The sequence below is a fragment of the Nonomuraea maheshkhaliensis genome (genome assembly GCF_039529435.1).
Classification (GTDB): Bacteria; Actinomycetota; Actinomycetes; order Streptosporangiales; family Streptosporangiaceae; genus Nonomuraea; species Nonomuraea maheshkhaliensis.
This window is the reverse complement of record NZ_BAAAMU010000144.1, coordinates 1-25,085: the sequence shown is the minus strand read 5'-3', so window position 1 is coordinate 25,085 and position 25,085 is coordinate 1. Positions and strand designations below refer to the sequence as shown.

The 25,085-nt window shown below is 72.1% G+C and carries 23 protein-coding genes and 1 pseudogene; 14 read left to right on the top strand and 10 right to left on the bottom strand.

The features are described 5' to 3' along the window. Nucleotides 1–302, bottom strand: a 302-nt coding sequence (locus ABFX54_RS48790) for a hypothetical protein (RefSeq protein WP_346113989.1), incomplete at its 3' end; no start/stop codon positions are given. A gap of 90 nt (nucleotides 303–392) precedes the next feature. Between ABFX54_RS48790 and ABFX54_RS48785 the strand changes: the two genes are divergently transcribed. The 9 genes from ABFX54_RS48785 (at nucleotide 393) to ABFX54_RS48745 (ending at nucleotide 10,124) form a co-directional block, all read left to right on the top strand. Next, entirely contained in the window at nucleotides 393–1,214 is an 822-nt protein-coding gene (locus ABFX54_RS48785) for a hypothetical protein (RefSeq protein ID WP_346113988.1), read from the top strand. Nucleotides 1,215–1,330: 116 nt separating this feature from the next. Next, entirely contained in the window at nucleotides 1,331–2,929 is a 1,599-nt protein-coding gene (locus ABFX54_RS48780) for an acyl-CoA carboxylase subunit beta (protein ID WP_346113990.1), read from the top strand. After that, nucleotides 2,926–4,851 carry an ATP-binding protein gene (locus ABFX54_RS48775; RefSeq protein ID WP_346113987.1) on the top strand — a complete coding sequence of 642 codons (1,926 nt, stop codon included), beginning with the start codon at nucleotides 2,926–2,928 and terminating at the stop codon, nucleotides 4,849–4,851. Before ABFX54_RS48780 ends, ABFX54_RS48775 begins: the two co-directional genes overlap by 4 nt. Further along, entirely contained in the window at nucleotides 4,848–5,627 is a 780-nt protein-coding gene (locus ABFX54_RS48770; protein ID WP_346113986.1) for an enoyl-CoA hydratase-related protein, read from the top strand. Before ABFX54_RS48775 ends, ABFX54_RS48770 begins: the two co-directional genes overlap by 4 nt. A 2-nt stretch (nucleotides 5,628–5,629) precedes the next feature. Beyond that, nucleotides 5,630–7,366 carry an acyclic terpene utilization AtuA family protein gene (locus tag ABFX54_RS48765; protein ID WP_346113985.1) on the top strand — a complete coding sequence of 579 codons (1,737 nt, stop codon included), beginning with the start codon at nucleotides 5,630–5,632 and terminating at the stop codon, nucleotides 7,364–7,366. A 91-nt stretch (nucleotides 7,367–7,457) separates the two neighbouring features. Then, nucleotides 7,458–8,471 carry a phosphotransferase family protein gene (locus ABFX54_RS48760; protein WP_346113983.1) on the top strand — a complete coding sequence of 338 codons (1,014 nt, stop codon included), beginning with the start codon at nucleotides 7,458–7,460 and terminating at the stop codon, nucleotides 8,469–8,471. A gap of 150 nt (nucleotides 8,472–8,621) precedes the next feature. Further along, nucleotides 8,622–8,882, top strand: a complete 261-nt coding sequence (locus ABFX54_RS48755; RefSeq protein ID WP_346113982.1) for a hypothetical protein — start codon at nucleotides 8,622–8,624, stop codon at nucleotides 8,880–8,882. A 57-nt stretch (nucleotides 8,883–8,939) separates the two neighbouring features. Continuing rightward, complete coding sequence (locus ABFX54_RS48750) at nucleotides 8,940–9,788, top strand: helix-turn-helix domain-containing protein (RefSeq protein WP_346113981.1); 849 nt, start codon at nucleotides 8,940–8,942, stop codon at nucleotides 9,786–9,788. A gap of 69 nt (nucleotides 9,789–9,857) precedes the next feature. Further along, nucleotides 9,858–10,124 carry a hypothetical protein gene (locus ABFX54_RS48745; protein ID WP_346113980.1) on the top strand — a complete coding sequence of 89 codons (267 nt, stop codon included), beginning with the start codon at nucleotides 9,858–9,860 and terminating at the stop codon, nucleotides 10,122–10,124. 21 nt (nucleotides 10,125–10,145) lie between these two features. Here ABFX54_RS48745 and ABFX54_RS48740 read toward each other — a convergent pair whose 3' ends face one another. The 6 genes from ABFX54_RS48740 to ABFX54_RS48715 all read right to left on the bottom strand — a co-directional run bounded on the left by ABFX54_RS48740 (nucleotide 10,146) and on the right by ABFX54_RS48715 (nucleotide 16,360). Then, the gene (locus tag ABFX54_RS48740; RefSeq protein WP_346113979.1) at nucleotides 10,146–11,105 is read right to left on the bottom strand and encodes an ABC transporter substrate-binding protein; all 960 of its coding nucleotides are present in this window, start codon (nucleotides 11,103–11,105) and stop codon (nucleotides 10,146–10,148) included. A 22-nt stretch (nucleotides 11,106–11,127) separates the two neighbouring features. Further along, nucleotides 11,128–12,078, bottom strand: a complete 951-nt coding sequence (locus ABFX54_RS48735) for an ABC transporter permease (RefSeq protein WP_346113978.1) — start codon at nucleotides 12,076–12,078, stop codon at nucleotides 11,128–11,130. Next, the gene (locus ABFX54_RS48730; protein ID WP_346113977.1) at nucleotides 12,075–12,908 is read right to left on the bottom strand and encodes an ATP-binding cassette domain-containing protein; all 834 of its coding nucleotides are present in this window, start codon (nucleotides 12,906–12,908) and stop codon (nucleotides 12,075–12,077) included. The genes ABFX54_RS48735 and ABFX54_RS48730 overlap by 4 nt, the downstream gene beginning before the upstream one ends. A 69-nt stretch (nucleotides 12,909–12,977) precedes the next feature. Next, entirely contained in the window at nucleotides 12,978–14,375 is a 1,398-nt protein-coding gene (locus ABFX54_RS48725; RefSeq protein WP_346113976.1) for a HAMP domain-containing sensor histidine kinase, read from the bottom strand. Then, nucleotides 14,372–15,070 carry a response regulator transcription factor gene (locus ABFX54_RS48720; protein ID WP_346113975.1) on the bottom strand — a complete coding sequence of 233 codons (699 nt, stop codon included), beginning with the start codon at nucleotides 15,068–15,070 and terminating at the stop codon, nucleotides 14,372–14,374. Before ABFX54_RS48720 ends, ABFX54_RS48725 begins: the two co-directional genes overlap by 4 nt. A gap of 87 nt (nucleotides 15,071–15,157) precedes the next feature. Next, nucleotides 15,158–16,360 carry a cytochrome P450 gene (locus ABFX54_RS48715; RefSeq protein ID WP_346113974.1) on the bottom strand — a complete coding sequence of 401 codons (1,203 nt, stop codon included), beginning with the start codon at nucleotides 16,358–16,360 and terminating at the stop codon, nucleotides 15,158–15,160. A gap of 84 nt (nucleotides 16,361–16,444) precedes the next feature. On the opposite strand from ABFX54_RS48715, the gene ABFX54_RS48710 reads away from it, so the two are divergent. Then, nucleotides 16,445–17,002: a TetR/AcrR family transcriptional regulator gene (locus tag ABFX54_RS48710; protein WP_346113973.1), complete on the top strand. Its 558-nt coding sequence runs from the start codon at nucleotides 16,445–16,447 to the stop codon at nucleotides 17,000–17,002. A 105-nt stretch (nucleotides 17,003–17,107) separates the two neighbouring features. Here ABFX54_RS48710 and ABFX54_RS48705 read toward each other — a convergent pair whose 3' ends face one another. The 3 genes from ABFX54_RS48705 to ABFX54_RS48695 all read right to left on the bottom strand — a co-directional run bounded on the left by ABFX54_RS48705 (nucleotide 17,108) and on the right by ABFX54_RS48695 (nucleotide 20,322). Further along, entirely contained in the window at nucleotides 17,108–17,557 is a 450-nt protein-coding gene (locus ABFX54_RS48705) for a VOC family protein (protein ID WP_346113971.1), read from the bottom strand. Nucleotides 17,558–17,646: 89 nt separating this feature from the next. Further along, on the bottom strand, nucleotides 17,647–19,152 hold the full coding sequence (locus ABFX54_RS48700) for a phytoene desaturase family protein (RefSeq protein WP_346113970.1): 1,506 nt from the start codon (nucleotides 19,150–19,152) through the stop codon (nucleotides 17,647–17,649). Between the two features lie 279 nt (nucleotides 19,153–19,431). Further along, a complete protein-coding gene (locus ABFX54_RS48695) occupies nucleotides 19,432–20,322 on the bottom strand; it encodes a LysR substrate-binding domain-containing protein (protein ID WP_346113969.1) in 891 nt (296 codons plus the stop codon). A gap of 337 nt (nucleotides 20,323–20,659) precedes the next feature. Here ABFX54_RS48695 and ABFX54_RS48690 point away from each other — a divergent pair, with 337 nt between their 5' ends. From ABFX54_RS48690 to ABFX54_RS48675, 4 genes and pseudogenes are all read left to right on the top strand, one after another. Beyond that, nucleotides 20,660–21,643 carry a YeiH family protein gene (locus ABFX54_RS48690; RefSeq protein WP_346113968.1) on the top strand — a complete coding sequence of 328 codons (984 nt, stop codon included), beginning with the start codon at nucleotides 20,660–20,662 and terminating at the stop codon, nucleotides 21,641–21,643. 120 nt (nucleotides 21,644–21,763) lie between these two features. Beyond that, the gene (locus ABFX54_RS48685; protein WP_346113967.1) at nucleotides 21,764–22,690 is read left to right on the top strand and encodes a pseudouridine-5'-phosphate glycosidase; all 927 of its coding nucleotides are present in this window, start codon (nucleotides 21,764–21,766) and stop codon (nucleotides 22,688–22,690) included. Beyond that, nucleotides 22,687–23,616, top strand: a complete 930-nt coding sequence (locus ABFX54_RS48680; protein ID WP_346113966.1) for a carbohydrate kinase family protein — start codon at nucleotides 22,687–22,689, stop codon at nucleotides 23,614–23,616. The genes ABFX54_RS48685 and ABFX54_RS48680 overlap by 4 nt, the downstream gene beginning before the upstream one ends. An 83-nt stretch (nucleotides 23,617–23,699) precedes the next feature. Next, nucleotides 23,700–25,085: pseudogene (locus ABFX54_RS48675) on the top strand (hypothetical protein); the annotation flags it as partial.

Here is a 25,085-nt window from a genome sequence, read left to right as displayed (position 1 = left end):
CGCAGGCCAGCAGGGGCGCTCCCCTTCCCGGAACGCCGCAGGCCGGACCGCATGGCGCGGCTCAGAGCGGGCCGCAGCCGGGCATGGCGCAGGGTGCGCAAGCCGGTATGGCGCAGGGTGCGCAGGCGAGCGTGGGGCAGGGCGGTCAGGCCGGTGGGGCCTTCGGGGCGCATCAGCCCGGCGGCTTCCCGCCCGGCGCTCCCCAGCCGCCGCACGGTCCTGGTCAGGTCGGGGCCGGCATGCAGGCGTCCGGGATGCCGCACGGCCCCGGCGCTGTCGGCGGCCCCTTCCCCGGCGGTCACGGCGGGACGGGCCATCCCGGCGGACCCGGCGGCAGCGCCCCCGGCGCCGGTGGGCCCGGTTCTGGTGGGCCTGGGCAGTCCGGTGACGGAGTGCCGGCGAAGCAGCGTCGTACGCTGACCCTCGCCCTCTCAGGCGCCGCCGCGGCCGCGCTGCTCGTCGTGGCCGGCGCGGTCGTCGTGCAGGCGAACAGCGGCAAGGAGGTCCCGGTCGTCGCCGTGGGCAACGCCTCCACCGAGCCCGACGGCGGCTCCGGCGCGGGCCAGCCGGGCGAGCCGCCCGAGTCCGTGCAGCAGACCCTGCCGCCGGAGATCCCGACGGACACCACGCCTCCCGTCCCCACCCTGGAGATCGAGGAGAAGGAGACGCGGAAGCCCACCAGGGAGCCCGTCGCCCAGGTGCCCGACCCGGCCACGCAGGCGCCCCGGCCGCAGACCACCACGAGCCGGCCGCAGCCTTCTCCGACCAAGACGAAGAAGAAGCGCACGAACATGGTCGAGCCGGATCCCGATCCGTCGACCCGGCCGTTCGACGAAACCGGGAAGGCCACCGACCAGCCGGCCAAGCCGTCGCAACCGCCGCTGAAGCCCAACACGGCCACGCCGGTCGGGGTGTGCGGCGCCGGATACAAGGTGATCAACTCGCACAAGCTGGGCGAGGGCGCCACGACGTACCTGCTCTACCACGCCGGCGCGGGCAAGAACTGCGTGGTCACCATCTCGCGCATGATCATCCCGGCCAAGGTGAACATGAACGCGATCCTCCAGGTCAAGGGCGGCTCCAGTGCGAGCAACCCGGGCAAGTTCACCTCGTACGCCGGTCCCATCCGCCTGCCCGCCAAGAAGAAGTGCGTCATCTGGGGCGGCACGTGGCACAAGACCTCGTGGAAGTCCGGCTGGAGCCACTGCACCTGATCCAGAACTCCCCGTTCACGAGCCGTCGCCCGTCATCGGGCGGCGGCTCGCTCTGTGCCCGGGGCACCAGGCTGCGCTAGCGTGCTCAGCACATGATCGTCGGCTCTGCCGGAGGAGTGCGCGTGATCAGGAGCAGGCTCGACACGGAGAGCGAGGACTACCGGCTGCGCCGCGAGGCGATGCTGGCCAAACTGGCCGAGCTCGACGCCGAGCAGTCCAAGGCGGTGGCCGGCGGCGGCCAGAAGTACGTCGAGCGCCATCGCGCCCGCGGCAAGCTGCTGGCCAGGGAGCGGATCGAGCTGCTTGTCGACCCCGACTCCCCCTTCCTGGAGCTGTCGCCGCTGGCGGCGTGGGGCAGCGAGTTCCCCGTCGGGGCGAGCGTGGTGTCCGGGATCGGGGTGATCGAGGACGTCGAGTGCGTGATCACCGCGAACGATCCCACGGTCCGCGGCGGCGCCTCCAACCCGTGGACGCTGAAGAAGTCGCTGCGCGCGGCGGAGATCGCGCTGCGCAACCGGCTCCCGTACGTCAATCTCGTCGAGAGCGGTGGCGCGGACCTGCCCACGCAGAAGGAGATCTTCATCCCCGGCGGCCAGATCTTCCGCGACCTGACCCGGCTGTCGGCGGCCGGGGTGCCGACGGTCGCGCTGGTCTTCGGCAACTCCACGGCCGGCGGGGCCTACGTGCCCGGGATGAGCGATCACGTGGTGATGGTGCGGGAGCGGGCCAAGGTGTTCCTCGGCGGGCCGCCGCTGGTCAAGATGGCGACCGGCGAGGAGTCCGACGACGAGTCGCTCGGCGGCGCCGAGATGCACGCCAGGATCAGCGGGCTGGCCGACCACCTGGCCGTGGACGAGTTCGACGCGCTGCGGATCGGGCGGCGGATCATCGCCTCGCTCGGCTGGCGCAAGCGGGGCTTCGTGCCGGACGGGCCGGTGCGGGAGCCGGTGTACGCGGCCGACGAGCTGCTCGGGATCGTGCCTGAGGATCTCAAGGTGCCGTTCGACCCGCGCGAGGTGATCGCCAGAGTGGCCGACGGGAGCGAGTTCGACGAGTTCAAGCCGCTGTACGGGGCCTCGCTGGTGACCGGGTGGGCGCGGATCCACGGCTATCCGGTGGGCGTGCTGGCCAACGCGCGCGGCGTGCTGTTCAGCGAGGAGTCGCAGAAGGCCGCGCAGTTCATCCAGCTCGCGAACCGGTCGCGCACGCCGCTGCTCTTCCTGCAGAACACGACCGGCTACATGGTCGGCAAGGACTACGAGCAGGGCGGCATCATCAAGCACGGCGCGATGATGATCAACGCGGTGTCCAACTCGACCGTGCCGCATCTGACGGTCGTGATGGGCGCCTCGTACGGAGCGGGGAACTACGGCATGTGCGGGCGTGCCTACGATCCCCGCTTCCTGTTCAGCTGGCCCAGCGCCAAATCGGCGGTGATGGGGCCGGCGCAGCTGGCCGGGGTGATGTCCATCGTGGGACGGGCCTCGGCGCTGGCGAAGGGCCAGGTCTACGACGAGGAGGCGGACGCCACGATGCGGGCGATGGTGGAGGAACGGATCGAGGCCGAGTCGCTGGCCTTCTTCCTGTCGGGACGCCTGTACGACGACGGGGTGATCGACCCGCGCGACACGCGTACCGTGCTGGGCCTGTGCCTGTCGGCGATCAACAGCGCGCCGGAGCCGGAGCCGGCCGGGTTCGGGGTGTTCCGCCCGTGATCAACCGTCTGCTCGTCGCGAACCGGGGCGAGATCGCCCGCCGGATCTTCCGTACCTGCCGGGAGCTCGGCGTCTCCACGGTCGCGCTCTTCTCCGACCCCGACGCGGACGCGCCTCACGTGGCCGAGGCGGACCTGGCGGTACGCCTGCCCGGCGCGCACCCCGCGGACACCTATCTAAACGCAGCGGCGATCCTGGCGGCCTGCGCGGCCACCGGAGCCGACGCGGTCCACCCGGGTTATGGCTTTCTGTCGGAGAACGCTGATTTCGCCCGTGCGGTGATCGGGGCCGGGCTGGTGTGGATCGGCCCGCCGCCCGAGGCCATCGCCGCCATGGGGGTCAAGATCGGGGCCAAGCGGCTGATGGCGGAGGCCGGGGTGCCCGTGCTGCCCTCGTACGACCTGTCCGACCCCGCCTCCGTGCCCGCCGAGTTCCCGCTGCTGGTGAAGGCGTCCGCGGGCGGGGGCGGGCGCGGGATGCGCGTCGTGCGCGAGGCGGGCGAGCTGGCGCGGGAGGTGGAGTCGGCGCGGCGGGAGGCCGCCGCCGCCTTCGGCGACGGCACGGTCTTCGCCGAGCCGCTGCTGGAGCGGGCCAGGCACGTCGAGGTCCAGGTGCTGGCCGACCGGCACGGGACCGTGTGGGCGCTGGGCGAGCGCGAGTGCAGCGTGCAGCGGCGGCACCAGAAGGTGATCGAGGAGTGCCCCGCGCCCGGCATCTCCCCTGGCACGCGGGAGCTGCTGCACGACGCCGCCGTGCGCGCCGCCCGCGAGATCGGCTACGTGGGCGCGGGGACGGTGGAGTTCCTGGTCGACGGCGAACGGGTGGCGTTCCTGGAGATGAACACCCGGCTCCAGGTCGAGCATCCGGTGACCGAGCTGGCGCACGGGGTCGATCTCGTCCGGCTGCAGCTTGAGGTGGCCGAGGGGGCGGCGCTGCCGGCCGGGCCGCCGGAGCCGTCCGGGTGGGCGGTCGAGGCGCGGCTGTACGCCGAGGACGCCGGGTACGTGCCGCAGTCGGGGGTGTTGCGGCGGTTCGAGATCACCGGGGATGTTCGGGTGGATTCCGGGGTGGAGTCCGGGTCCGTGGTGTCGCCCTACTACGACGCGATGCTGGCCAAGGTGGTCGCGCACGGGGCCACGCGGGTGCAGGCGGTGCGGAAGCTGGTGACGGCGCTGCGTGGGGCGCGGCTGCACGGTCTCACCACTAATCGGGATTTATTGGTAAATATCCTGACAAATCGGGAGTTCTTGGCCGGTGACACGCACACCGGCTTCCTCTCCCCCGGCGGCCCCATCCACATCGGGCCGGCGCCCGGTGACACTTCCAGTGCCGGGGCCGCCTCCACAGACGTGGCCGGGGAGCCGGCGCTGCTGGCGGCCGCCCTGGCCATCGCCGCCGGCAACCGCCGCAGGGCCAGGGTGCTCGGCGGGCTCCCCGGCGGCTGGCGCAACGTCCGCTCCCAGCCCCGCCGCACCCGCTTCGCGGAGATCGAGGACGATGTCGTCTACGACCCGCTGCCCGAGGGCGTCACGGTCGTCCGGGCGGATCCGTACGAGGTGGTGCTGGAGCGCGACGGCGTCCGGCGCGTCTTCGACGTGGCGCAGTACCCCGGTGGGAAGGTCTGCGTCGACCACGCCGGCGGCCACGCCGAGCTGACCCCGCTCCCCCGCCTGCCCGAGCCCGCCGACCAGGTCGCCCCCGGCTCACTCCTGGCTCCCATGCCGGGTAGCGTGCTGCGGGTCGAGGTCGAGCCGGGCGACCGGGTGACCAAGGGCCAGGAGGTCCTCGTCCTTGAGGCGATGAAGATGGAGCATCGGATCGCGGCGCCGGCCGACGGCGTGGTGGCCGCCGTACACGTGGAGAAGGGCCGCCAGGTCGACGCGGGAGCGGTGCTGGCGGTCATCGAGGAGGGGGACTCATGACGGACCTGGTGCACAAGGACCTGGCGGGAGGCGTCGCGACGATCACGCTGGACTCACCGCCCAACCGCAACGCGCTGTCCTCGCGCCTGCTCGCCCAGCTCGCCGACCGGCTGAGCTGGGCGCTGGCCGAGCCGGAGGTCAGGGTGATCGTGCTGACCGCCACCGGCAAGGTGTTCTGCTCGGGGGCCGACCTCAAGGAGCAGCGCGCGGCCGAGGGACGCCCTGACGCGCCGGTGACGGCGTCGTTCCCCGAGGTCCTCGGACTGATCTGGGACAGCCCCAAGCCGGTGGTCTGCCGGCTCAACGGCACCGCGCGGGCGGGGGGCCTCGGACTGGTGGCCGCCTGCGACTTCGCCGTGGCACCGCTGACGGCGTCGTTCGCGTTCACCGAGGTACGGCTCGGGGTCGCGCCGGCCATGATCGCCGTGCCCGTGCTGAGGAGGCTGAACGCCCGCGCGGCGGCCGAGTACTTCCTGACCGGCGAGGTGTTCGACGCGTCGCGGGCGGTGGAGATCGGGCTGCTGTCGCGCGCCGTTCCCGAGGACGAGCTGGACGCGGCCGTCGCCCACTACACCGGGATGCTGATCAAGGGCGGCCCCGAGGCGCTGGCGATCACCAAGCGGCTGGTCAGGGAGGTGCCCGCGCTGTCGTTCCGCGACGGGCTGAGCCGGATGACCGAGCTGTCGGCCGAGCGCTTCACCTCGGAGGAGGGCCAGGAGGGCATCGCCGCGTTCATGGACAAGCGGGCCCCCAAGTGGGTCCTGCCGCAGGCGTGAGCATGCTGCGCATCGCGAACTGCAGCGGCTTCTACGGCGACCGCCTCTCCGCGGCCAGGGAGATGGTCGAGGGCGGGCCGATCGACGTGCTGACCGGCGACTGGCTGGCCGAGCTGACGATGCTCATCCTGGCCGGCAACCGGCTCAAGGGCCGGCCAGGCTACGCGCCGACGTTCCTGCGCCAGCTCGAAGACGTCCTCGGCACCTGTCTCGACCGGGGCATCAAGATCGTGACGAACGCGGGCGGGCTCGACCCGGCGGGCTGCGCGCGGGCCGTGCACGAGCTGGCCGGACGCCTCGGCCTGTCCCCCTCCGTGGCGCACGTGACGGGCGACGACCTCACCGGCCGGCCACTCGACCTGGTCAACGCCGACACCGGCGAGCGCCTTGAGGCCACCCCGCTGACCGCCAACGCCTACCTCGGCGGCCGGCCGATCGCCGCCGCGCTGTCGGCGGGGGCGGACGTGGTGGTGACGGGCCGGGTGACGGACGCGGCGCTGGTGACGGGTCCCGGCATCTGGCGGTACGGGTGGGGTCCCGGCGACCTCGATCCGCTGGCCGGGTCCGTGGTGGCGGGGCACGTCATCGAGTGCGGCTGCCAGGCCACGGGCGGCAACTACGCGTTCTTCCAGGACGTGCCCGACCTCGCGCACTGCGGCTTCCCGCTGGCCGAGCTGCGGCCCGACGGCTCCAGCGTGATCACCAAGCATCCCGGCACGGGCGGGCTGGTCTCGGTCGGCACGGTCACGGCGCAACTCGTGTACGAGCTGGGCGGCCCCCGCTACCTGGGCCCCGACGTGACGGCCAGGTTCGACACGATCACGCTCTCGGACGACGGGCCCGACCGGGTGCTGATCTCCGGCGTCCGCGGCGAGCCGCCGCCCGGCACGCTCAAGGTGGCCGTCAACTACCTCGGCGGTTACCGCAACACGATGACGCTCGTGCTGACGGGCCTGGACCTGCCGGACAAGGCGCGGGTGGCGGAGGAGGCCCTGTGGGCGCGGATCCCGCGGGAGTCGTTCGACGAGGTGGACGTGACGCTGACGGACGCGGGGCTGCTGCGGATCACGGTGATGTCCGCCGACGAGCGCACGGCGGGCCGCGCCTTCTCCTCGGCCGTGGTGGAGACGGGGCTGGCCAGCTATCCGGGCTTCTACGGGCTGACCCCGCCGGGGAACGCGTCGGCGTACGGGGTGTACTGGCCGGTCCTGGTGCCGGCGTCGGAGGTGCGGGCGCGGGTGTTCGTGGACGGGGAGGAGCTGCCGTTCCCGCCGGCGGACGCGCCGGAGCCTTCGGCCGTGCCGATCGCCTCCGCCACGCCCGCTGTGCCCGCAGACCCGGCCGCGCCCACCGACCCAGCCGCACCCGCCACACCTGCCGACCCGGCCGCGCCGGTCGATCACTCGGCGACCGTGCGGATCCCGCTGGGCCGGATCGCCGGCGCCCGGTCCGGGGACAAGGGCGGCAACGCGAACCTGGGCGTCTGGGCCGACACACCGGAGCGTTACGCCTGGCTGGCGGGCCACCTGACGGTCGAACGGCTCAAGGAGCTGCTCCCCGATCTGGCGCCGTACCGGATCGACCGCCATCCCCTGCCCAACGTCAACGCGCTCAACTTCGTCGTCCACGGGCTGCTCGGCCGCGGCGTCGCGGCCAGCCCGCGGATGGACCCGCAGGCGAAGGCCCTGGGCGAGGAGCTGCGCGCCTGCCCCACGGACGTTCCCGTCACACTCGTGTGAGGAGAGCGCCGGCCGGAATCCGGGTTGACCGTGCGGACGGCGCTCTCTAGGGTCGAGGCGCAGAACATCGTTCTGGTGAGAAGGGCGGTCCATGACCTCCACCCACATCGACGTCGCCACCGTGGACTTCGACGCGCTCGGCGCGTGGATGGACGCCCAGGGGCTCCCCGGCGGCCCGATCACGGGCGCGGTGCCGGTCCTGGGCGGCACGCAGAACGTGATGATCCGCTTCGAGCGCGGCGGCCGCCCGTACATCCTGCGCCGGCCGCCCGTGCACGCCCGCCGCAAGAGCAACGAGGTCCTGCGCCGTGAGTCGCGGGTGCTGGCGGCGCTGCGCGGCACGCAGGTGCCCGCGCCCCGGCTGGTGGCCGCGCAGACCGAGCGGGAGCCGGTGTTCTACCTGATGGAGCCCGTGGACGGGTTCAACCCCTCGACCGGGCTGCCCGAACCGCACGCGTCCGACCCCGCGATCAGGCACCGCATGGGGCTGGAGGCCGCGGCGGCGCTGGCCGAGCTGGGGCGGGTGGATCCGGAGGTGCTGCCGGGGTTCGGCCGGCCCGAGGGCTTTCTCGAACGGCAGGTGCCGCGCTGGCTCAAGGAGCTCGACTCGTACGGCGAGCTCGACGGCTATCCGGGGCCCGACATCCCCGGCCTGCGCGAGACGGCCGACTGGCTCACCCGGCACCTGCCCCGCACGTTCACGCCGGGCGTCATGCACGGCGACTACCACTTCGCGAACCTCATGTTCGCCTGCGACGGCCCCCGCGTGGCCGCGATCGTGGACTGGGAGATGTGCACGATCGGCGACCCGCTGCTCGACCTGGGCTGGCTGCTGGCCACCTGGCCCAGCAACAACGGCCACGTGCCCGGCCTGCCGGCGCCGCGGGAGATCATCGCGTACTACTCGGCGCTGTCGGAGCGGGACCTGTCGGCCGTCGACTGGTACGCGGTGATGGCTTGCTTCAAGCTCGGCATCGTGCTGGAGGGCACCCATGCGCGGGCGTTCGCCGGCAAGGCGCCGAAGGACATCGGCGACCTGTTGCACGCGACGACGCTGGGGTTGTTCGAGCGGGCGGGGCAGTTCATGGCCGGCGCCCTCGACTGAACCGGACACCGACCAGCAAAGCGCCCATTTCTCTTTTACCCGACGTTGCCAACTCGGACTTATGTCGTGATTTCCGGAAAAACGATCACACCTCATCTTTTGGGACGTACAATTGCGCGCAATTGCACCTTTCATCGGGGAAGGATCGTCATGCGCATGCGGTTCCTCGGCTCCACTTCGGAGGCGGGCGCCTGTCCCACCCTGTACGAGACCGACCGCGGCACCATCGTCGTCCAAGGTCTGCAAGTCACCGACACGGAGGCGCTCGCCGATCTCCGCGACGTCCTCGACGGTGAGGCCGCGGTGGAGGTCCCCCGCGAACTCCTCACCGAGATCGCCCGCCGCGTCCTGCCCGAGTACGCGGCAAACGCTTTCCCGGCCAGCGGAAGAACACCCTCGGCAACCGGTTGATCACAATTGCGGCAGGCCCTGGCATGATCGACGCAAGCGGGACTAGCCTCTTGCGGCGTGACGTCCTTTCAGCAGGCGCGCATCGACCTCGGCAGTCAGCTACGTCAGCTGCGCGAGGCCGCCCATCTGTCGGGCAAGGAGCTGGCGGAGCGGCTGCGCTGGCAGCCCTCCAAGGTCAGCAGGCTGGAAAACGCCAGGCAGACGGCGACCGAGGATGACGTGGTCGTGTGGGCGCAGGCGGTCGGCGCCTCGCCCGACACGACGGACGGCCTGCTCAGGCAGTCGATCGCGTTGCTGGAGCGGCACGACGACTGGAAGCAGCGCCACCGCAGCGGCCTGGCCGCGCTCCAGGAGGACGTCCGCGACCTCGAATCGCGCACCAAGCTCTTCCGCGTCTTCGAGCCCGGCATCATCGTGGGCCTGCTGCAGACCTCCGAATACGCCCGGCACGTCTTCCAGAAGGTCAAGCGCCTCTACAGCGCCGCCGACCAGATCGACGCGGCCGTGCGGGTGCGCATGCAGCGCCAGGAGATCCTGTACGACCGCACGCGCACGTTCAGGTTCGTGGTGAGCGAGGCCGCGCTGCGCACCGCGCTCGCGCCGCCCGAGGTCATGCGCGGCCAGCTCAACCGGCTGCTCGCGGTCAGCACACTGCCGAACGTGGAGTTCGGCGTGATCCCCTTCGGCACCGAGCTGCCGGCCAACCCGGTCAACGGGTTCTGGATCTACAACGAGGCCATGGTCGCCGTCGCCACCATGACGAAGGACCTGATCCTGCGCGATCCCGACGACATCGCCTTCTACGTCCGGGCCTTCGACGATTACGCGAAGGTGGCGGAGTTCGAGGAATCGGGGCGGGAAGTCATCATGGCGATTCACGAATATCGGAAACAAAGTCCACATTAACCGCAGCAATTGCTTGCCTCCCACCACAAGATCGTGCAATTCTGTCGCGAGACGTTGCGGAGGTGACGCATGATGCTCGATACCGCGCTCTGCCTCGAGCGGTTCGCCTGGCACGCCGGTCGCCACGCCGACCTGGCCGTCCAGAGTCTCGCGTTGGCCAGCGACCCGGCGTACGTGTCGGTCCGCAACCGTTTCTCGGCCACCCTCGCCGAGACCGTGACCTGCTCCGACGAGGGAGCGTTCATCACCTCGTGGGGCTATCGCCTGGGCACGGCGGCGGACGTCGAGGCCGCGGCCGCCCGCCTCGCCTTCCTCCTGGCCGCTCTCCCCGCCTGAGACCGCCGCTCTGGCGCCGGCTCAGCAGCCGGCCTTGTAGAGCACCCTCCGCACCTCGGGTTGGTCCACGTTCTGCGCCGTCACGATCGTGGCGTCGGTCGGGATCGACGGCGTGACCTGCTGCCCCTTGACCGCCGCGACCGCCTGCTCGACCCCCTTCGCCCCGATCTCGCCGGGAAGCTGCGCGATCAGCGCCTGGACGACGCCGTCCTTGAGCTGCTTGACCTGGGCCGGCCCCGCGTCGAAGCCCACCATCTTGACCTCACCCAGCTTGCCCGCCTGCTGCAGGGCCGATCCGGCGCCGGTGGCCGAGTTGAGGTTGGCCGCGAAGATGCCCGCCAGGCCGGGGTCCTTGGCCAGGGCCGCGTTCACGATCCTGGACGCCTCGCCGACGTCGTTGTGCGAGTACTGCACCCCGAGATAGCCGACCCCCGCGTGGTTCGCCCTGATCTCCTCCTCGAAGCCCTTGATCCGCGCGTCCACGGTGCTCACCCCGGGATCGGTCGAGATCACCAGCACCTTGCCCTTGCCGCCGATCTGCTCCGACAGCGCCTTCGCCGCCGCCGCGCCGCCCTTGACGTTGTCCGTGCTGATCCGCGACAGGCCGATGCTCTGGTCCTCGACCACCGTGTCCACCAGGATGATCTTGATGTCCTGCTGCTTGGCCTGGGTCAGCGGCGCGATCATCGCCTTGACGTCGGTCGGCGCGATCAGCAGGGCGTCGGGCTTGCCCGCGACGACCGAGTTCACGATCGGCGTCTGCAGGGTGGGATCGAACTTCTGCGGCCCCTGCACGTCCAGCGCCACCCCGAGCTCCTGGGCCTTGGCCCGCGCGCCGCACGCCATGGTCTCGTAGAACTCCTCCCCCGCCAGACCCTGCACGAGCGTCACCCTGACCTGGTCGGTGCCACCACCGCCTCCGCCGCCGCCACACGCGGTGATCAACATCAGCGTCCCGAGTACGGCCATCGCCTTGCGCATGATGGTGCCTCCTGTCGCCTTGCTACTGATCGCGGGCCCTGCGCCTCCACTGGTCCACGTACACGGCGGCGACGAGCACGGCGCCCACCACCACCTGCTGCCAGAACGGCCGCACGCCGAGGATCTGGAACCCGTTCTGCAGCACGACGGGGATGAACACCCCGATGACCGTCCCCGCCACCGTGCCCACGCCGCCGAACAGGGACGTGCCGCCGATCACCACGGCGGCGATGGCCTGGAGGTTGTCGGTGGAGTGCGCGGACACGCCGGTGATGCCGTACTTGGCCAGCGACAGGTAGCCCGCCAGCCCGGCCAGCAGCCCCGCCAGCCCGTACACCTTGATCAGGTGCCCGCGCACGGCCACGCCGCCGCGCCGGGCCGCCTCGGCGTTCGAGCCGATCGCGTACGTGTGCCGCCCGAACCGCGTGAAGGCGAGCGCCAGCCCCGCGACGGCGGTGATGACGGCGCACACCCACACGATCAACGGCACCCCGAGCCAGCGCGCGAGGCCGAGCCCCAGGTTCAGCTCGGTCGGCGCGCGCAGGTCCACGCCGCCGGTCAGCAGCAGCGCCCCGCCCAGCGACATGCCCAGCGTCCCCAGGGTGACGATCAGCGCGGGGATGCGCCCGAGCGCGACGAGGACGCCGTTCAGCACGCCCCACCCCAGCCCGGTGACCACCCCGGCCACCGCCCCGAGCGTCAGCGACCCCGTCCCCTCGATGACCTTGGCCGCGACCACGGCGGAGAAGACCAGCACGCCGCCCACCGACAGGTCGATCCCCGCCGTGACGATCACGAACGTCATCCCGGTGGCCAGCAGCAGCAGGATGGCCGCGTCGCTGACCAGGTTGAGCAGGTTGAACGAGGTGGGGAAAGAGCCGGGGGCGAGCACGGAGAAGGCCACGAGCAGCCCGGCCAGCACCAGCCCGATCCACACGATCTGCAGCCGGCCCAGCTCACGCACCGCCTTCACGCCCGCCCCTCCCACCGCTCGTCCGCCGCGCCCGGGGACCCGCCCCGCCCGGCCTGTCCGTTCCGCCCGTTCTGCTCGTCCTGTTCAGTGGCGCCGGTCATGGCGCCGACGAGTTCCTCCATCGACACGCGGCCGGTCTCGTAGGCGGCCACCCGCCGCCCCAGCCGCAGCACCTCGACCCGGTCGGACACCGCCATCACGTCCTGCATGTTGTGGCTGATCAGCACGACGGACACGCCCGCGTCGCGGACGCTCCTGATCAGGTCGAGCACCCGCCGCGTCTGCAGCACGCCCAGCGCCGCGGTGGGCTCGTCCATGAACACCACCCGCCGCGCCCACGTCGCGGCCCTTGCCACGGCCACCCCCTGCCGCTGCCCGCCGGACAAGGCCGACACCGGCGCGCTCATCGAGGCCAGCCGCACACCCAGCCGTTCGCACGCCTCCCGGGTCTCCCGCCGCATCCGGGCGTTGTCCAGCACGCCGAGCAGCCCGAGCAGCCCCGGCCGGAGCCGTTCCCTGCCGAGGAAGAAGTTGGCGGCGGGGCTGAGGTCGGCGCACAGCGCGAGGTCCTGGTGGACGGTCTCGATGCCGGCCGCCCTGGCCTCCTCCACGGTCCCGAAGGCGACGCTCTCGCCGTCGAGCGCGATCGTCCCGCCGTCGGGCCGCTCGACCCCGGAAAGGATCTTCGCCAGCGTGGACTTGCCGGCCCCGTTGTCGCCGATGAGCGCGACGACCTCGCCCCGGTGCAGGCTGAAGTCCGCTCCCCGCAACGCCTCGACCTGCCCGTAGCTCTTCACGATCCCGCGGGCGTCGATCAGCGGTACGGCCATATGACCATCAAGAAACGCGCTGACATCGTTGTCAACCCTCACCCGCGCCCGAATGGGCACACCCGGGGCTCAGGGCGAGGCGCCCGGCTCCGTGCGGCGATCCGGGCTTCCCGGCAGGTCCACGGTCGCGATCGCCCCGCCACCCGGCGCGTTGGCCAGGCGTACCTCGCCACCGGCCTCGCCGACGGCCTGGGCCACGATCGCCAGCCCCAGCCCCGACCCCGGCAGCCCGCGGGCCGACGGGGAGCGCCAGAACCGCTCGAAGACGTGCGGCAGCTCGTCCTCGGGCAGCCCCGGGCCGTGGTCGCGGACGGTCAGGCGCCCGTCGCTCAGTTTCACCTCGACCTGGCCACCGGGGCTGAACTTGGCGGCGTTGTCGATGAGGTTGAGCACGGCGCGTTCGAGCGAGGAGGCGCCGCCCACGACGTACCAGGGCTGGAGGTCGGTGGTGACCTCGGCCCCGCGCAGCCTGGCGCGTTCCACGGCGGCGGTCACGACCTCGTGCAGCCCCAGCTCGACGTGCGGCTCGTGGTCGCTGTCGCCCCTGGCGAGCTGGAGCAGGTCGGCCACGAGCGTGGACAGCTCGGCGAACTGCGCCTTGACGTTGATCAGCAGGCGCTCCTTGGCGCCTGGATCGAGGCTGCGGCCGGTCTGCTCGCTGCGCAGGAGCAGGTCGATGTTGGTGCGCAGGGTCGTGAGCGGGGTGCGCAGCTCGTGGCCGGCGTCGGCGACCAGCTGTTTCTGGCGTTCCCTCGATCCGGCCAGGGCGGCGGTCATGGCGTTGAACGAGGAGGACAGGCGGGCGATCTCGTCGGTGCCCGTGACGGGGATGCGGGTGCCGAGGTCTTCGGTCTGCGCGATGTGCTCGACCGCCCGGGTCAGGTCGCCGACCGGGCGCAGCGCGGCGCGGGAGATCGCGAGCCCGGCCCAGGCCGCGCCGAGCACGCCCAGCGCGGTGATGCCGCCGAGTGTGAGCGCGGCGATGCGTTTCGTCCGCTCGATGTGCCCGTACGGTCTGGCCTCCATGACGGCGACGCCGGGTTTGAAGTGCACCGTCACCACCCGGACCCGTTTGCCGTCGCGCGTCTCGCCCCACCGGTAGACGGGCTCGCACGGCTCGAAGGCCTCTTTGTCCTGCTCGTAGTCGGCCAGGATCGGCGAGGGGCCGACCGAGCAGGTGGTGCCGTCCTTGAACAGCAGCGTGGCCAGGCCGTCGGCGAACGGGCCCGGGGTGCCGTCGGACGCGCAGTTTTCCATCAGCCATTTCTTGTCGCCCTGGTCCACCGACGCCAGGATGGTCATGTCGAGGTTGCCGCGCAGCCGGTCGGCCAGGATGACGTACGACAGCGCCGCGCACATCGCGATGGCCACCGCCACCGCCACCGTGACCAGGAGCGTCAGACGGGTGCGCAGGCTGCCGCGGGTGGCCAGGGCGGCCACCCGCGCGCGCAGGCGGCCGCTTCTCACGCCGTGGCCCGCAACACGTAACCCACCCCGCGCACGGTGTGGATCACCCGCGGCTCGCCGCCGGCCTCGGTCTTGCGCCGCAGGTACATCACGTAGACGTCGAGGGAGTTGGACGTCGGCTCGAAGTCGAAGCCCCACACCTCGCTGAGGATCTGGTCGCGGGTCAGCACCTGGCGCGGATGGGCCAGGAACAGCTCCATCAGCAGGTATTCGGTCCTGGTCAGGTCGAGCCTGCGCTCGCCGCGGGTGACCTCCCTGGTCGACGGATCCATCCGCAGGTCGCCGTAGGAGAGCGAGTCGCCCTCGGGAGTGCCCGCGCTGAGCGCGCCCCGCCGCAGCAGGGCGCGCACCCGGGCCAGCAGCTCGTCCAGCTCGAACGGCTTGACGAGGTAGTCGTCGGCGCCCGCGTCGAGCCCCGACACCCGGTCGCCGACCGCGTCGCGGGCGGTGAGCATGAGCACGGGGATGTGGTTGCCGGACGCGCGCAGCCTGCGGCACGCGGTCAGCCCGTCGAGCCGGGGCATCATGACGTCGAGCAGCACCGCGTCGAAGGAGTCCGTGGCGACGGCGTCGAGCGCCTCCTGCCCGTCGACGGCGGTGACGACCTTGTAGCCCTCGAACTCCAGGCTCGACTGCAGGGCCTCGCGCAAGGCGGGCTCGTCGTCCACTACCAGCAACCGTGCGGGCTCGTTCATACAAGAAAACTAAGGGGTCATCATGAGAACGCGATGAAGGATCTCACACCGGCTTCATGAGGAGTTGATGAGCGATCTTCCGAGAGGTCACCACGTGACGGGCATCGCCGTGAGACCGAAGATGGCTCCATCGTACTTGGCGGGCAGCTCCTCGTCGGCCATCGTGACCCGCAGGCCCGGCACGCGCTCGAACAACGTGCGCAGGGCGATCTCCAGCTCGGCCCGCGCCAGGTTCTGGCCCAGGCACTGGTGCACGCCGTAGCCGAAGGCCACGTGGTGGTTGGCGCCGCGCCCTGGGTCGAACGCGTCGGGCCGCTCGAACGCCCGCTCGTCCCGGTTGGCGCTGGCGCCGAGCACGTAGATGCCCTCGCCCTTCTTCACCTGCTGCCCGCCGATCACCTGATCCTCGGTGCTGACCCGGTCGAACGCCACCCAGTCCACGATCGACAGGTAACGCAGCAGCTCGTCCACCGCCGCGGGCCAGCCCGACGGGTCGGCGCGCAGCGCGGCGAGCTGTTCCGGATGGCGCAGCAGGGTGAGCGCGGACAGCGGGATCATGTTCGCGGTGGTCTCGTGACCGGCGACGAGCAGCAGGAAGGCCACGCCCACGAGCTCGTCGTGGGTGAGCGCGCCGCCGGTGATCAGCCGCCCGAACAGGTCGTCTCCCGGCTGTTTCGCCATGGAGGTGATCAGCGTGTCGAGGTAGTCGCGGATGTCCATCGCCGCGGCCATGCGGGCCTGCGGATCGTCGATGGAGGAGACCATCTTTCTGGTCCGCGACTGGAAGAGCTCGCGGTCGGCGTACGGGACCCCGAGCAGCTGGCAGATGACGAGGGACGGCAGCGCCAGCCCGTACGCCTCCACCAGGTCGGCCTCGGGGCCCCTGGCGAGCAGGTCGTCGATGAGCTCGTCCGCGATCCGCTGGATGCCGGGTCGCAGCTCCCTCATCCGCCTGACGGTGAACTCGGGGATGAGCAGGCGCCGGAACCTGCTGTGTTCGGGCGGGTCGAGGTCGATGAAGTGGCCGGCGGTGAACTTCTCCCGCGCCGCCCGCTCCTCCGGCGTCGTCTGCTCGTCCTCGGGCGGGGCGCTGGGATGGCCGGGGGTGGCCGGGTTGGTGCTGATGCCGGCGCCGGCCAGGACCTGCTTGGCCTCGGCGTGCCGGGTGACGAGCCACACGTCGGCGCCGAAGAGCGTGCCCTTGACGAGGGGAGCCCGCTCGCGCATCCGCTCGTACTCGGGTGGGGGCGCGAACGGGCACGTGCGCTGGACAGGGAAGGGCTGAGCCATAGTCTGCTCCCTACAAGCCGGACCGCATTGCTTACTTACGCGAAAGTAAGCAATGTTGGGCCGGTCGTCAAGTGAGGGAGTGGCATGGCTGGGCGGCGGACGGACACACGAGAGCGAATCCAGCAGGTCGCGCTGGAGCTGTTCGCCGAGCACGGATACGAGAAGACCACGCTGCAGGAGGTGGCCGAGCGGCTGGACATCACCAGACCGGCGCTCTACTACCACTTCCGGACGAAGGAGGCGATCCTCGCCAGCGTGGTGGACCGGCTCGGGGAGTCCATCGAGGAACTGGTGACCTGGGCCAAGCAGCAGCCGGCGACGGCCGAGGCCCGGCAGGAGATCCTGCGGCGCATCGCCGGACTGCTGGAGGACCAGTGGCGACCGCTGTTCAGGTTCGCGCAGGTGAACCAGGGGATCATGCGGCAGAGCGCGGCCGGCGAGCGGTTGCAGGCCGGGGTGCTGAGCATGCTGTCACTGCTGGCCACGCCGGACGCGGGCCCGGTCAAGCAGTTCGAGGCCAGGCTGGCGGTCTTCGCGGTGATCATCGGGAACGTGCCGTCGCTCTTCGACCTGGGGCTGGAGGACTCCGAACGCACGGCGGTGGCGCTGGAGGTGGCCACCAAGCTCATCACGGACGACTGAGAGCCTGCCGGCAGAGGGGTTGATCGCTGACCCGACGGCGAAGACGCGGGACGGCCGTGACGACGCGCGGAGCACGGCGTCGGACCACGACGTGCGGAGAAGGGGTCAGACCACGTCGAACTCGTTTCCCTCGGGATCCGTCATCGCCACCGCGTAGTGATCGACCCCGGGCTGCGACAGCACCCGCACGACGGACGCACCCGCCTGAACCAGCCGTTCGACCTCGGCGTCCACCCGCGCCTTCCGCGTCTCCAGCGGCACGTCCTCCCGCCTGCCGCCCACCTCTACGTCCAGGTGAAACCGGTTCTTGGCCACCTTGGCCTCGGGCACCTGCTGAAACCAGATCCTCGGCCCGTGCCCCTCGGGATCGACGATGCTGTCGCTGCAGTCGCCCTCGCCCAGTTCGTCTTCCGGCACGCCGAGACTGCGCCAGTAGTCCCGCCAGGTCTCGAACGCGCCGGGCGGGGGCTCCACCTCGTAGCGCAGCGCGCCCGCCCAGAACCGGGCCATCCGCTCGGGCTCCGTACAGTCGACGACCAGCTGATAAGAGATCACGGCGACCATCCTGCCGGATCCGTCCGACAATTACCGGCTCACGGTCGGGACGGGTCCGGCAGGCACCAAGACCGGCGAAAGGGCGTACCTCAGCGTCTCAGCAGGGCCATCGCGGCGTTGTGGCCGCCGATCCCGCTCACCGCGCCGCCCCTGCGGGCGCCGGCGCCGCACATGAGGATCCGCTCGTGCTCGGTCTCCACGCCCCAGCCGCCCTCCTCCGCGTACGGCCAGCTCAGGTCGGTGTGGAAGATGTGGCCGCCCGGCAGGCCCGCGTCGCGTTCGAGGTCGACGGGCGACTTGGCCTCGACGCAGAGGGAGCCGTCGGGGACGCGGAGCAGGCAGTCCTCGATGGGCTCGGCCAGGACCGTGTTGATGGAGGCGAAGGTGGCGTCCAGAGCCATCTTCCGCGCCTTTTCCGGATTTTTCCGGAAAAGGCGGGCGGGCATGTGCAGGCCGAACAGCGTCATCGTCTCCGCGCGGCCCCGCAGCTCAGGACCGAGGATCGACGGGTCCGTCAGCGAATGGCAGTAGACCTCGGCCGGCGGCAGCTCAGGGATCTCGCCGCGCGCCGCCTGCGCGTACGCGGTGCCGAGCTGATCGCGTCCCTCGTTGATGTGGAACGTACCGCTGAAGGCCGCCCGCGGGTCCACCGAGGCGTCCTTGAGCCTGGGCAGCCGCGTGAGCACCATGTTGACCTTGAGCTGCGCGCCCTCCGGCACCGTCACGGGGCGGCCCAGCACCCGGTCGAGCACGGCGGGCGGCAGGTTGACCAGCACGTGGCCGCCGTTCACCGTGTGCTCGCCGTCCTCGGCCACGTACGTGACCTCGCCCGTCGGTGCGATGCCGATGATCTCGGCGCCGGTCCTGATCTCGGCGCCCGCCCGCCTGGCCGCCGCCTCCAGCGCGCCGGAGACCGCGCCCATGCCGCCGACGGGGACGTTCCACTCGCCGGTGCCGTCGCCGATCACGTGGTAGAGGAAGCACCGGTTGGCCAGCAGGTCGGCGTCGGGGTCGGCGAACGTGCCGATCAGCGCGTCGGTGAGCACGACCCCGCGCACGGTGTCGTCACCGAACCGCTCGTCCACCGTCCGGCCGATCGGCTGGGCGAACAGGTCACGCCACGCCTCGGGGCCGACCAGGCGCTCGATCTCGGCCTGGGGGCGCAGGGGTTCGAGCAGGGTGGGGGCCAGAGCCCGCGCCACCTCGCCGACCATGCCGTAGAAACGCCGCCACGCCTCGTGGTCGGCCTCACCGCCGGTGACGTCCCTGAACGAGGCCGCCGTACGCAGGTCGTCCTCGTTGTCCACGAGCAGGCCGCGCTCGCCTCGCGGCGTGTAGGAGGCGTAACGGCGGCGGCGCAGCTCCAGGTCGAGCCCCAGGTCGCGGACGATGGCCGAGGGCAGGAGGCTGACCAGGTAGGAGTAACGCGACAGGAGCACGTCGACCCCGGGGAAGGCGCGCGTGGAGATCGCCAGCCCGCCCACGTGGCCGTAGCGCTCCAGCACCAGCACCCTGCGCCCGGCCCCGGCGAGATAGGCGGCCGCGACCAGCCCATTGTGCCCGCCGCCTGCGATGACCACGTCGAACCTACTCACCACCGCACCATACGACCCAAACCACACCATTCGTCAACGCCACGACCGACGTCACCGGCCCCCACCCCTGTCCGCCTTCAGGAGCCGACGTCGGACAGGGGTGATGGGACGGGGTCATGAGGCCGGAATCAGAGGGACCGGGTCGCGGAGTCGGGGTCACGGGACCGGGGCCAGACGGCCAGCGTCACGGAGTCGGGCCGAGGTCAGTGGGCCGGTGCCACGGGCGCCTGGCGTCACGGGCGGCCGACATCACGGGCCGGCGTGAGGGGGCGACCGGTGTCAGGGGCGGCTGGCGATTGACAGGAGGGTGGCGGCCGGGCCGGTCAGTGCTCGGCCGCGTCGCCATACCGCGCGCAGGCTTCTGACCAGGTTGATGCCCGCCAGCGGCACCTCCACCAGCCGCCCGGTGTCCACGTCGGCCTCCACCGCGTACCGGCTCAGCACCGCCGGCGCCGCCCCCGCCTGGGCCGCGCCCTTGACCGCCGAGTTCGATCCCAGTTCCAGCCGCGGGCTGGCGCGGTGCAAGCCGCCGAAGGCGACGTCCAGCGTCTCCCGGGTGCCCGAGCCTGGCTCACGTACCACGAGGGGCGTGGCGGCCAGCTCAGGACCTCTCAGCGCCGTACGGCGGCGCGCCCACGGATGCCCCGGCGCCACCACGACCACCAGCCGGTCGGTTCCCACGACCCGCCCGGCCAGCCCGTCGGGCACGCTGGGCCCCTCCACGAACCCCAGCTCCACCTCCCCGGCCAGCACCCGCGCCGCCACGTCGGCGGAGTTGACCACGTCGAGACCCACCTGCACGTCGGGCTCCCGGTTCTGCAGCTCGCCGAGCCAGCGCGGCACCAGGTACTCGGCCACCGTCATGCTGGCGGCCACCCGCAGATGGGCGGCCTCGCTGTGTCGCACGGCCTGGACGGCCCGCATGAGCTCCTGCGCGGCGGCGAGCACCTGCGCGGCCCAGCCGGCCACCATCTTGCCCTCGGCGGTGAGCGCGGAGCCGCGCGGCGTACGCTCGATCAGCGGCAGGCCGAGGCGGCGTTCGAGGTGCGCGACACGCTTGCTGGCGGACGGCTGCGCGATCCCCGCCGCCCTGGCCGCGCGCCCGAGGCTGCCCAGCTCGCCGACGTCGACGAGGAGCTTCAGCGAGTCGAGATCGGGCAGCGCACTCATAGCCACAGGCTATGACCTCCCAGGCAAGGCGTGGCTACCGGCCGCTTCCGCCGCTCAGAAGACTGAGATCATGCCCGCCACCGCGCAGGAACCCACCGCCCGGCCCACCCAGGAATCCGCCCGGAGAACCAGGTGGGCGACCTCCTGCGAGTCCGCCCGGAAAACCGCGTGGACAACCGCCTGGGGATCCGCCCGGAGAGCCATCCGAACCGCCGCTTGGAGAACCACCCTGGCAGGCTCCTGGGTATCCGTCCGCACAGCGATCCGTACAGCGATCCGTACAGCGAGCTGGGCATCCGTCCGGGAAAACGCCCGTCTCCTGTGGCCCGGTCTTCTCGTGGCGATCGTCGCGACGGCGCTGTCGGTGATCGTCAACCGGTACGTCCCCGCGCTCAGCCCCGCCGTCATCGCCGTCCTCGCGGGCGCCGTCATGGCGAACCTGACGGGCATCGGGACGCGGCTCCGGCCCGGGCTCGCGTTCGTCTCCAGGCGGGTGCTGCGCGTCGCGATCGCCCTGCTCGGCCTGCAGATCGCCCTCCCCGACGTGCTCGGGCTCGGCTGGCGGACGCTGGCGATCGTGACGGTCGCGACGGGGCTCACGTTCGTCACCACCCAGCTGATCGGGCGCGCGCTCGGCGTGAGTCCCGGCACGTCGCTGCTCATCGCGACGGGGGTGTCCATCTGCGGCGCCGCCGCCATCGCCGCCATGCGGGAGAGCGCCGGCCTGGCCGACGACGACGAGGCCGCGGCGAGCGCGCTCGGGGTCGTGGTCCTGTACGGGACCGCGGCCATCCCCGTCGTGCCCCTCCTGGGCTCGCTCCTGGGCCTGTCGGCGGCGCAGCTCGGTGTGTGGACGGGCGCCGCCGTGCACGAGGTGGCACAGGTGGCCGCGATCGGCGCCGCCTCAGGGGTGCTGGCCGCCGCCGTCACGGTCAAGCTGGGCCGCGTGGTGCTGCTGGCCCCGATCGTGGCCCTGACGTCCTATCGCCGGCGCGGGACACACGACCGGCAGCACGGGGCGAACGGCCGTCAGCACCGGACGCATGACCGTCAGCGCGGGGCGAGGCCGCCGATCGTGCCGCTGTTCGTGGCCGCGTTCCTCGCGATGGTGCTGCTGCGCGGCACCGGGCTGGTTCCCCAGGCGGTCACGGCGGCCGTTCCCGCACTGACGAACGTGCTCATGGCCGCCGCCCTGTTCGGTCTCGGAACCGGTATCGACCTGCGGAAACTGGCCCGGGGCGGCCGGGCGGCGCTGCTCGGCGGGATCGCCACGGCGATCATCGCGGCCACGTCCCTGGCGGGGGTCGCGGTTCTCGTGTGATCCTCGGGTGGACGGCCGGGCCGGGTGCCCGTACGCTGCTCGGTTCGGAACAAATCCCGTGAAAACGGCCGTTCCTCCTATGTCAGGGCCAAGGACCACGCAAGGAGCACGAAACTCACCATGCGCAGCACCACCGACTCCCTTCTGCGGCCGTCCGACGAGGTCGCCGAGGCCCTGGCAAGCGGCGCGCCGGTCGTGGCCCTGGAGTCCACGATCATCTCCCACGGGCTGCCGCAGCCGCGCAACCTGGAGGTGGCGCGGGAACTGGAGGGTGTCGTACGCGCGGCGGGCGCCGTGCCCGCCACGATCGCCGTGCTCGACGGCGTGCCCCGCATCGGCCTGAACGAGGTCGAGCTGGAGCGCATCGCGACCGAGCCGGGGCTGCGCAAGCTGGGCCAGCGCGACCTGCCCGTGGCGGCGGCGCTGAAGGCCAGCGGCGCCACCACCGTGTCGGCCACGTCCTTCCTGGCCGCCCGCGCCGGCATCCGCGTCTTCGCCACCGGCGGGCTCGGCGGCGTGCACCGCGGCTGGGTCGAGGACCAGGACGAGTCCGCTGATCTCGGCACGCTCGCCACCACCCGCATCACCGTCGTCTGCGCCGGGGTCAAGTCGATCCTCGACGTGCCGGCCACACTGCAGCGGCTGGAGACGCGGGGCGTGAGCGTGGTGGGCTTCCGTACCGACTACTTCCCCGGCTTCTACCTGCACTCCTCCGGCCAGCCGATCGACTGGCGGATCGAGTCGCCCGGCGACGCGGCGGCCATCATGCGCGGCCAGGACACGCTCGGCGGCGCGGACAGCGCCCTCATCGTGGCCAACCCGGTCCCCGAGGATCAGCAGCTCGACCCCGAGCTGCACGACCGCGTGCTCGGCGAGGCGCTGGCCGCCGCCGAGCGTGAGGGCGTCAAGGGACAGGCGATCACCCCGTTCCTGCTCGGCTACCTGGTGGACGGCACCGGCGGCGCGTCGCTGGAGGCCAACCTGGCCGCCGTACGCGGGAACACCGCCCTGGCCGCCCGGATCGCCCTGTCCTGGGCCCGATCGTGACGGACGGCGCCCTGCTCGTCGTCGGCGACGTGGTCACCGACGTCGTGGCCAGGCACGGCGCACCCGTCACGGCGGGCACCGACACGGCGGCCGACATCGTGCTGCGGCCCGGCGGCTCGGGCGCGAACACCGCCGCCTGGGCCGCCTCCCTGGGCGCCGAGGTCCATCTGCTGGCCAGGGTGGGCTACGACAGCAGCGAGTGGCACGCCACCGAGCTGATCAAGACGGGCGTCAACCCTCACTTCGCCGTGGACTCCGCGCACCCCACGGCGGTGGTGATCGCGATGGTGGACAAGAGCGGCGAGCGCTCGATGCTCACCAACCGCGGCGCCGGCGGCCTGATCTCCGAGGCCGACTGGGATCCGTCCCTGCTCGACGGCGTGGCCATGCTGCACCTTTCCGGATACGTGCTGTTCGCCGAGGCCGGGCTGCGCCTGGCCAGGCGGGCGATGGCGGACGCGGCGGCGGCGGGCGTGGCGATCAGCGTCGATCCGGCCTCCACGGGCCCGCTGCGCGACTTCGGCGTAGAACGTTTCATCCGCGAGACGGCGCCGGCCGGGCTGGTCATCCCCAATCTTGACGAGGCCCTTTTGCTCAGTGGGGCGGCGACGGCCACGCGGGCGGCCGTACTCTTGAGTGAGACATACGGCACAGCGGTCGTGAAGCTCGGCGCCGGCGGAGCGCTGGCCGCCGTCGACGGAGAGGTGGTGGCGACCGCGGAAGGTGTGTCCGCCGAGGTCGTGGACTCGACGGGGGCGGGTGACGCCTTCGCCGCCGGGTTCCTCGCCGCCACCCTGCTCGGCTCCGCCGAACAGGCCGCGCTGGAGGCCGGCTGCCGTGCCGGTGCCGCATGTGTGGCCCAGGTGGGGGGCCGTCCACGGTACGGTTTGGATCTGAACCGTCTTTACCCTATTCACACTGATTGATAGCTTGCCGCGTAGGCTTGCACCATTAGCCACATGCGTTACGGGCAGCACACGCGGCTCACTGGGGAGGATAAGGTCCGCCGATGGAAGTCGAGTCATCGATCTGCCTGAGCGACCTCATCCCTGCGCTGCGTTGGAGCCGCCCTCAGCAGGTGGCCGAGGCGTTGGGCGATCCGCGCCTGCCGGCGGGGTGGTGGTCCTCCCTGCCGCTGTCGAAGGCGCTCGGCACCGCCGGGCTCGACTGGATCTGCGAACGCCTGGCCAAGCTGGCCGCCGCCCGCTGGGATCACCTGCCGCTGGCCGACCTGCTGCCCGCGCTGACGGTTCACCACATCGACCCGGCGCTGCCCGGCTGGTCCGAGGCCACCCGCACCGCCGTCACCGGCCTCGGCGGCTGGCAGCGGCTGCGCCGCCTGTCACCCAGTGACCTGGGCACCCCGTCGGCCACGCCCGAGGTCGTGATCGGCTCGGTCCTGCGCGAGATCCTGGGCCGTATCCCCGCCCATCGCGAGATCCCGGTCGCCGCGGGCCATCCCGAGGTCACCCGGCCGCTGCAGCGTGACCAGATGCCCGTCGCCTCCCGTGGCACGGGCACCTTTCCCGCGGTCGGGCCCGACGGCACGCCGCAGTCGCGCAGCGCCTTCACCCCCTCCGAGGCCAACCCGAGCGGCCCCCAGCCGACCGGCCCGTTCGCCGGGCAGGGGCAGGGGGACCTCCGCCGGCCCGCGCCCGGCCAGAGCGGCGCCTTCCCCGTGCCGTCGGCGGCCGACAGCGGGCCCCGCTCCACCGGTTCCTTCCCCGCGGCGCCGTCCTCAGAGGGCAACTCCCGCCAGCAGGGCGTCTTCCCCGCGCCGACCTCCACCGACAGCCCGACGGGGTCCTTCTCCGCCGCCGAGGGCACCTCGCGTCAGACGGGCTCGTTCCCCGCCGCACCCGGCCAGGGCGACGACCGGCGCCAGTCCGGCGCCTTTCCCGCGCCGCCGTCCTCGGAGGGCACCCAGCGTCAGACGGGCTCGTTCCCGGCCGTGCCCTCCTCGGAGAGCAGCCCGCGCCAGAGCCTCTTCCCCGCGCCGCCCTCTTCCGCGGGCAACCAGCGCCACACCGGTTCCTTCCCGGCCGTGCCCGGCCGGGACAAGGACCGGCGCCACACTGGCTCTTTCCCGGCCGTGCCGCCTTCCGACGGCAAACCGCCTCAGACGGGCTCGTTCCCCGCCGTACCCTCCTCGGAAGGCAATGCCCGCCAGAGCGGCGCCTCCCCGGGCCCGTCGTCCTCCGACAACCCTTCGCGCTCGACCGGCTCGTTCTCCGCGCAGCCCCAGACGGGCTCGTTCTCGGCGCAGCCACAGAGCGGCGCGAGCCCGCGTCAGGGGTTCGCGGGCGAGGGCGGCCTGCCGCAGCGCCCCGCGCCCGGCCAGTCCGAGCGTCTTCCGCAGCGCCCCGCGGGCCCGCAGGCCGGCCGCCAGGACGCC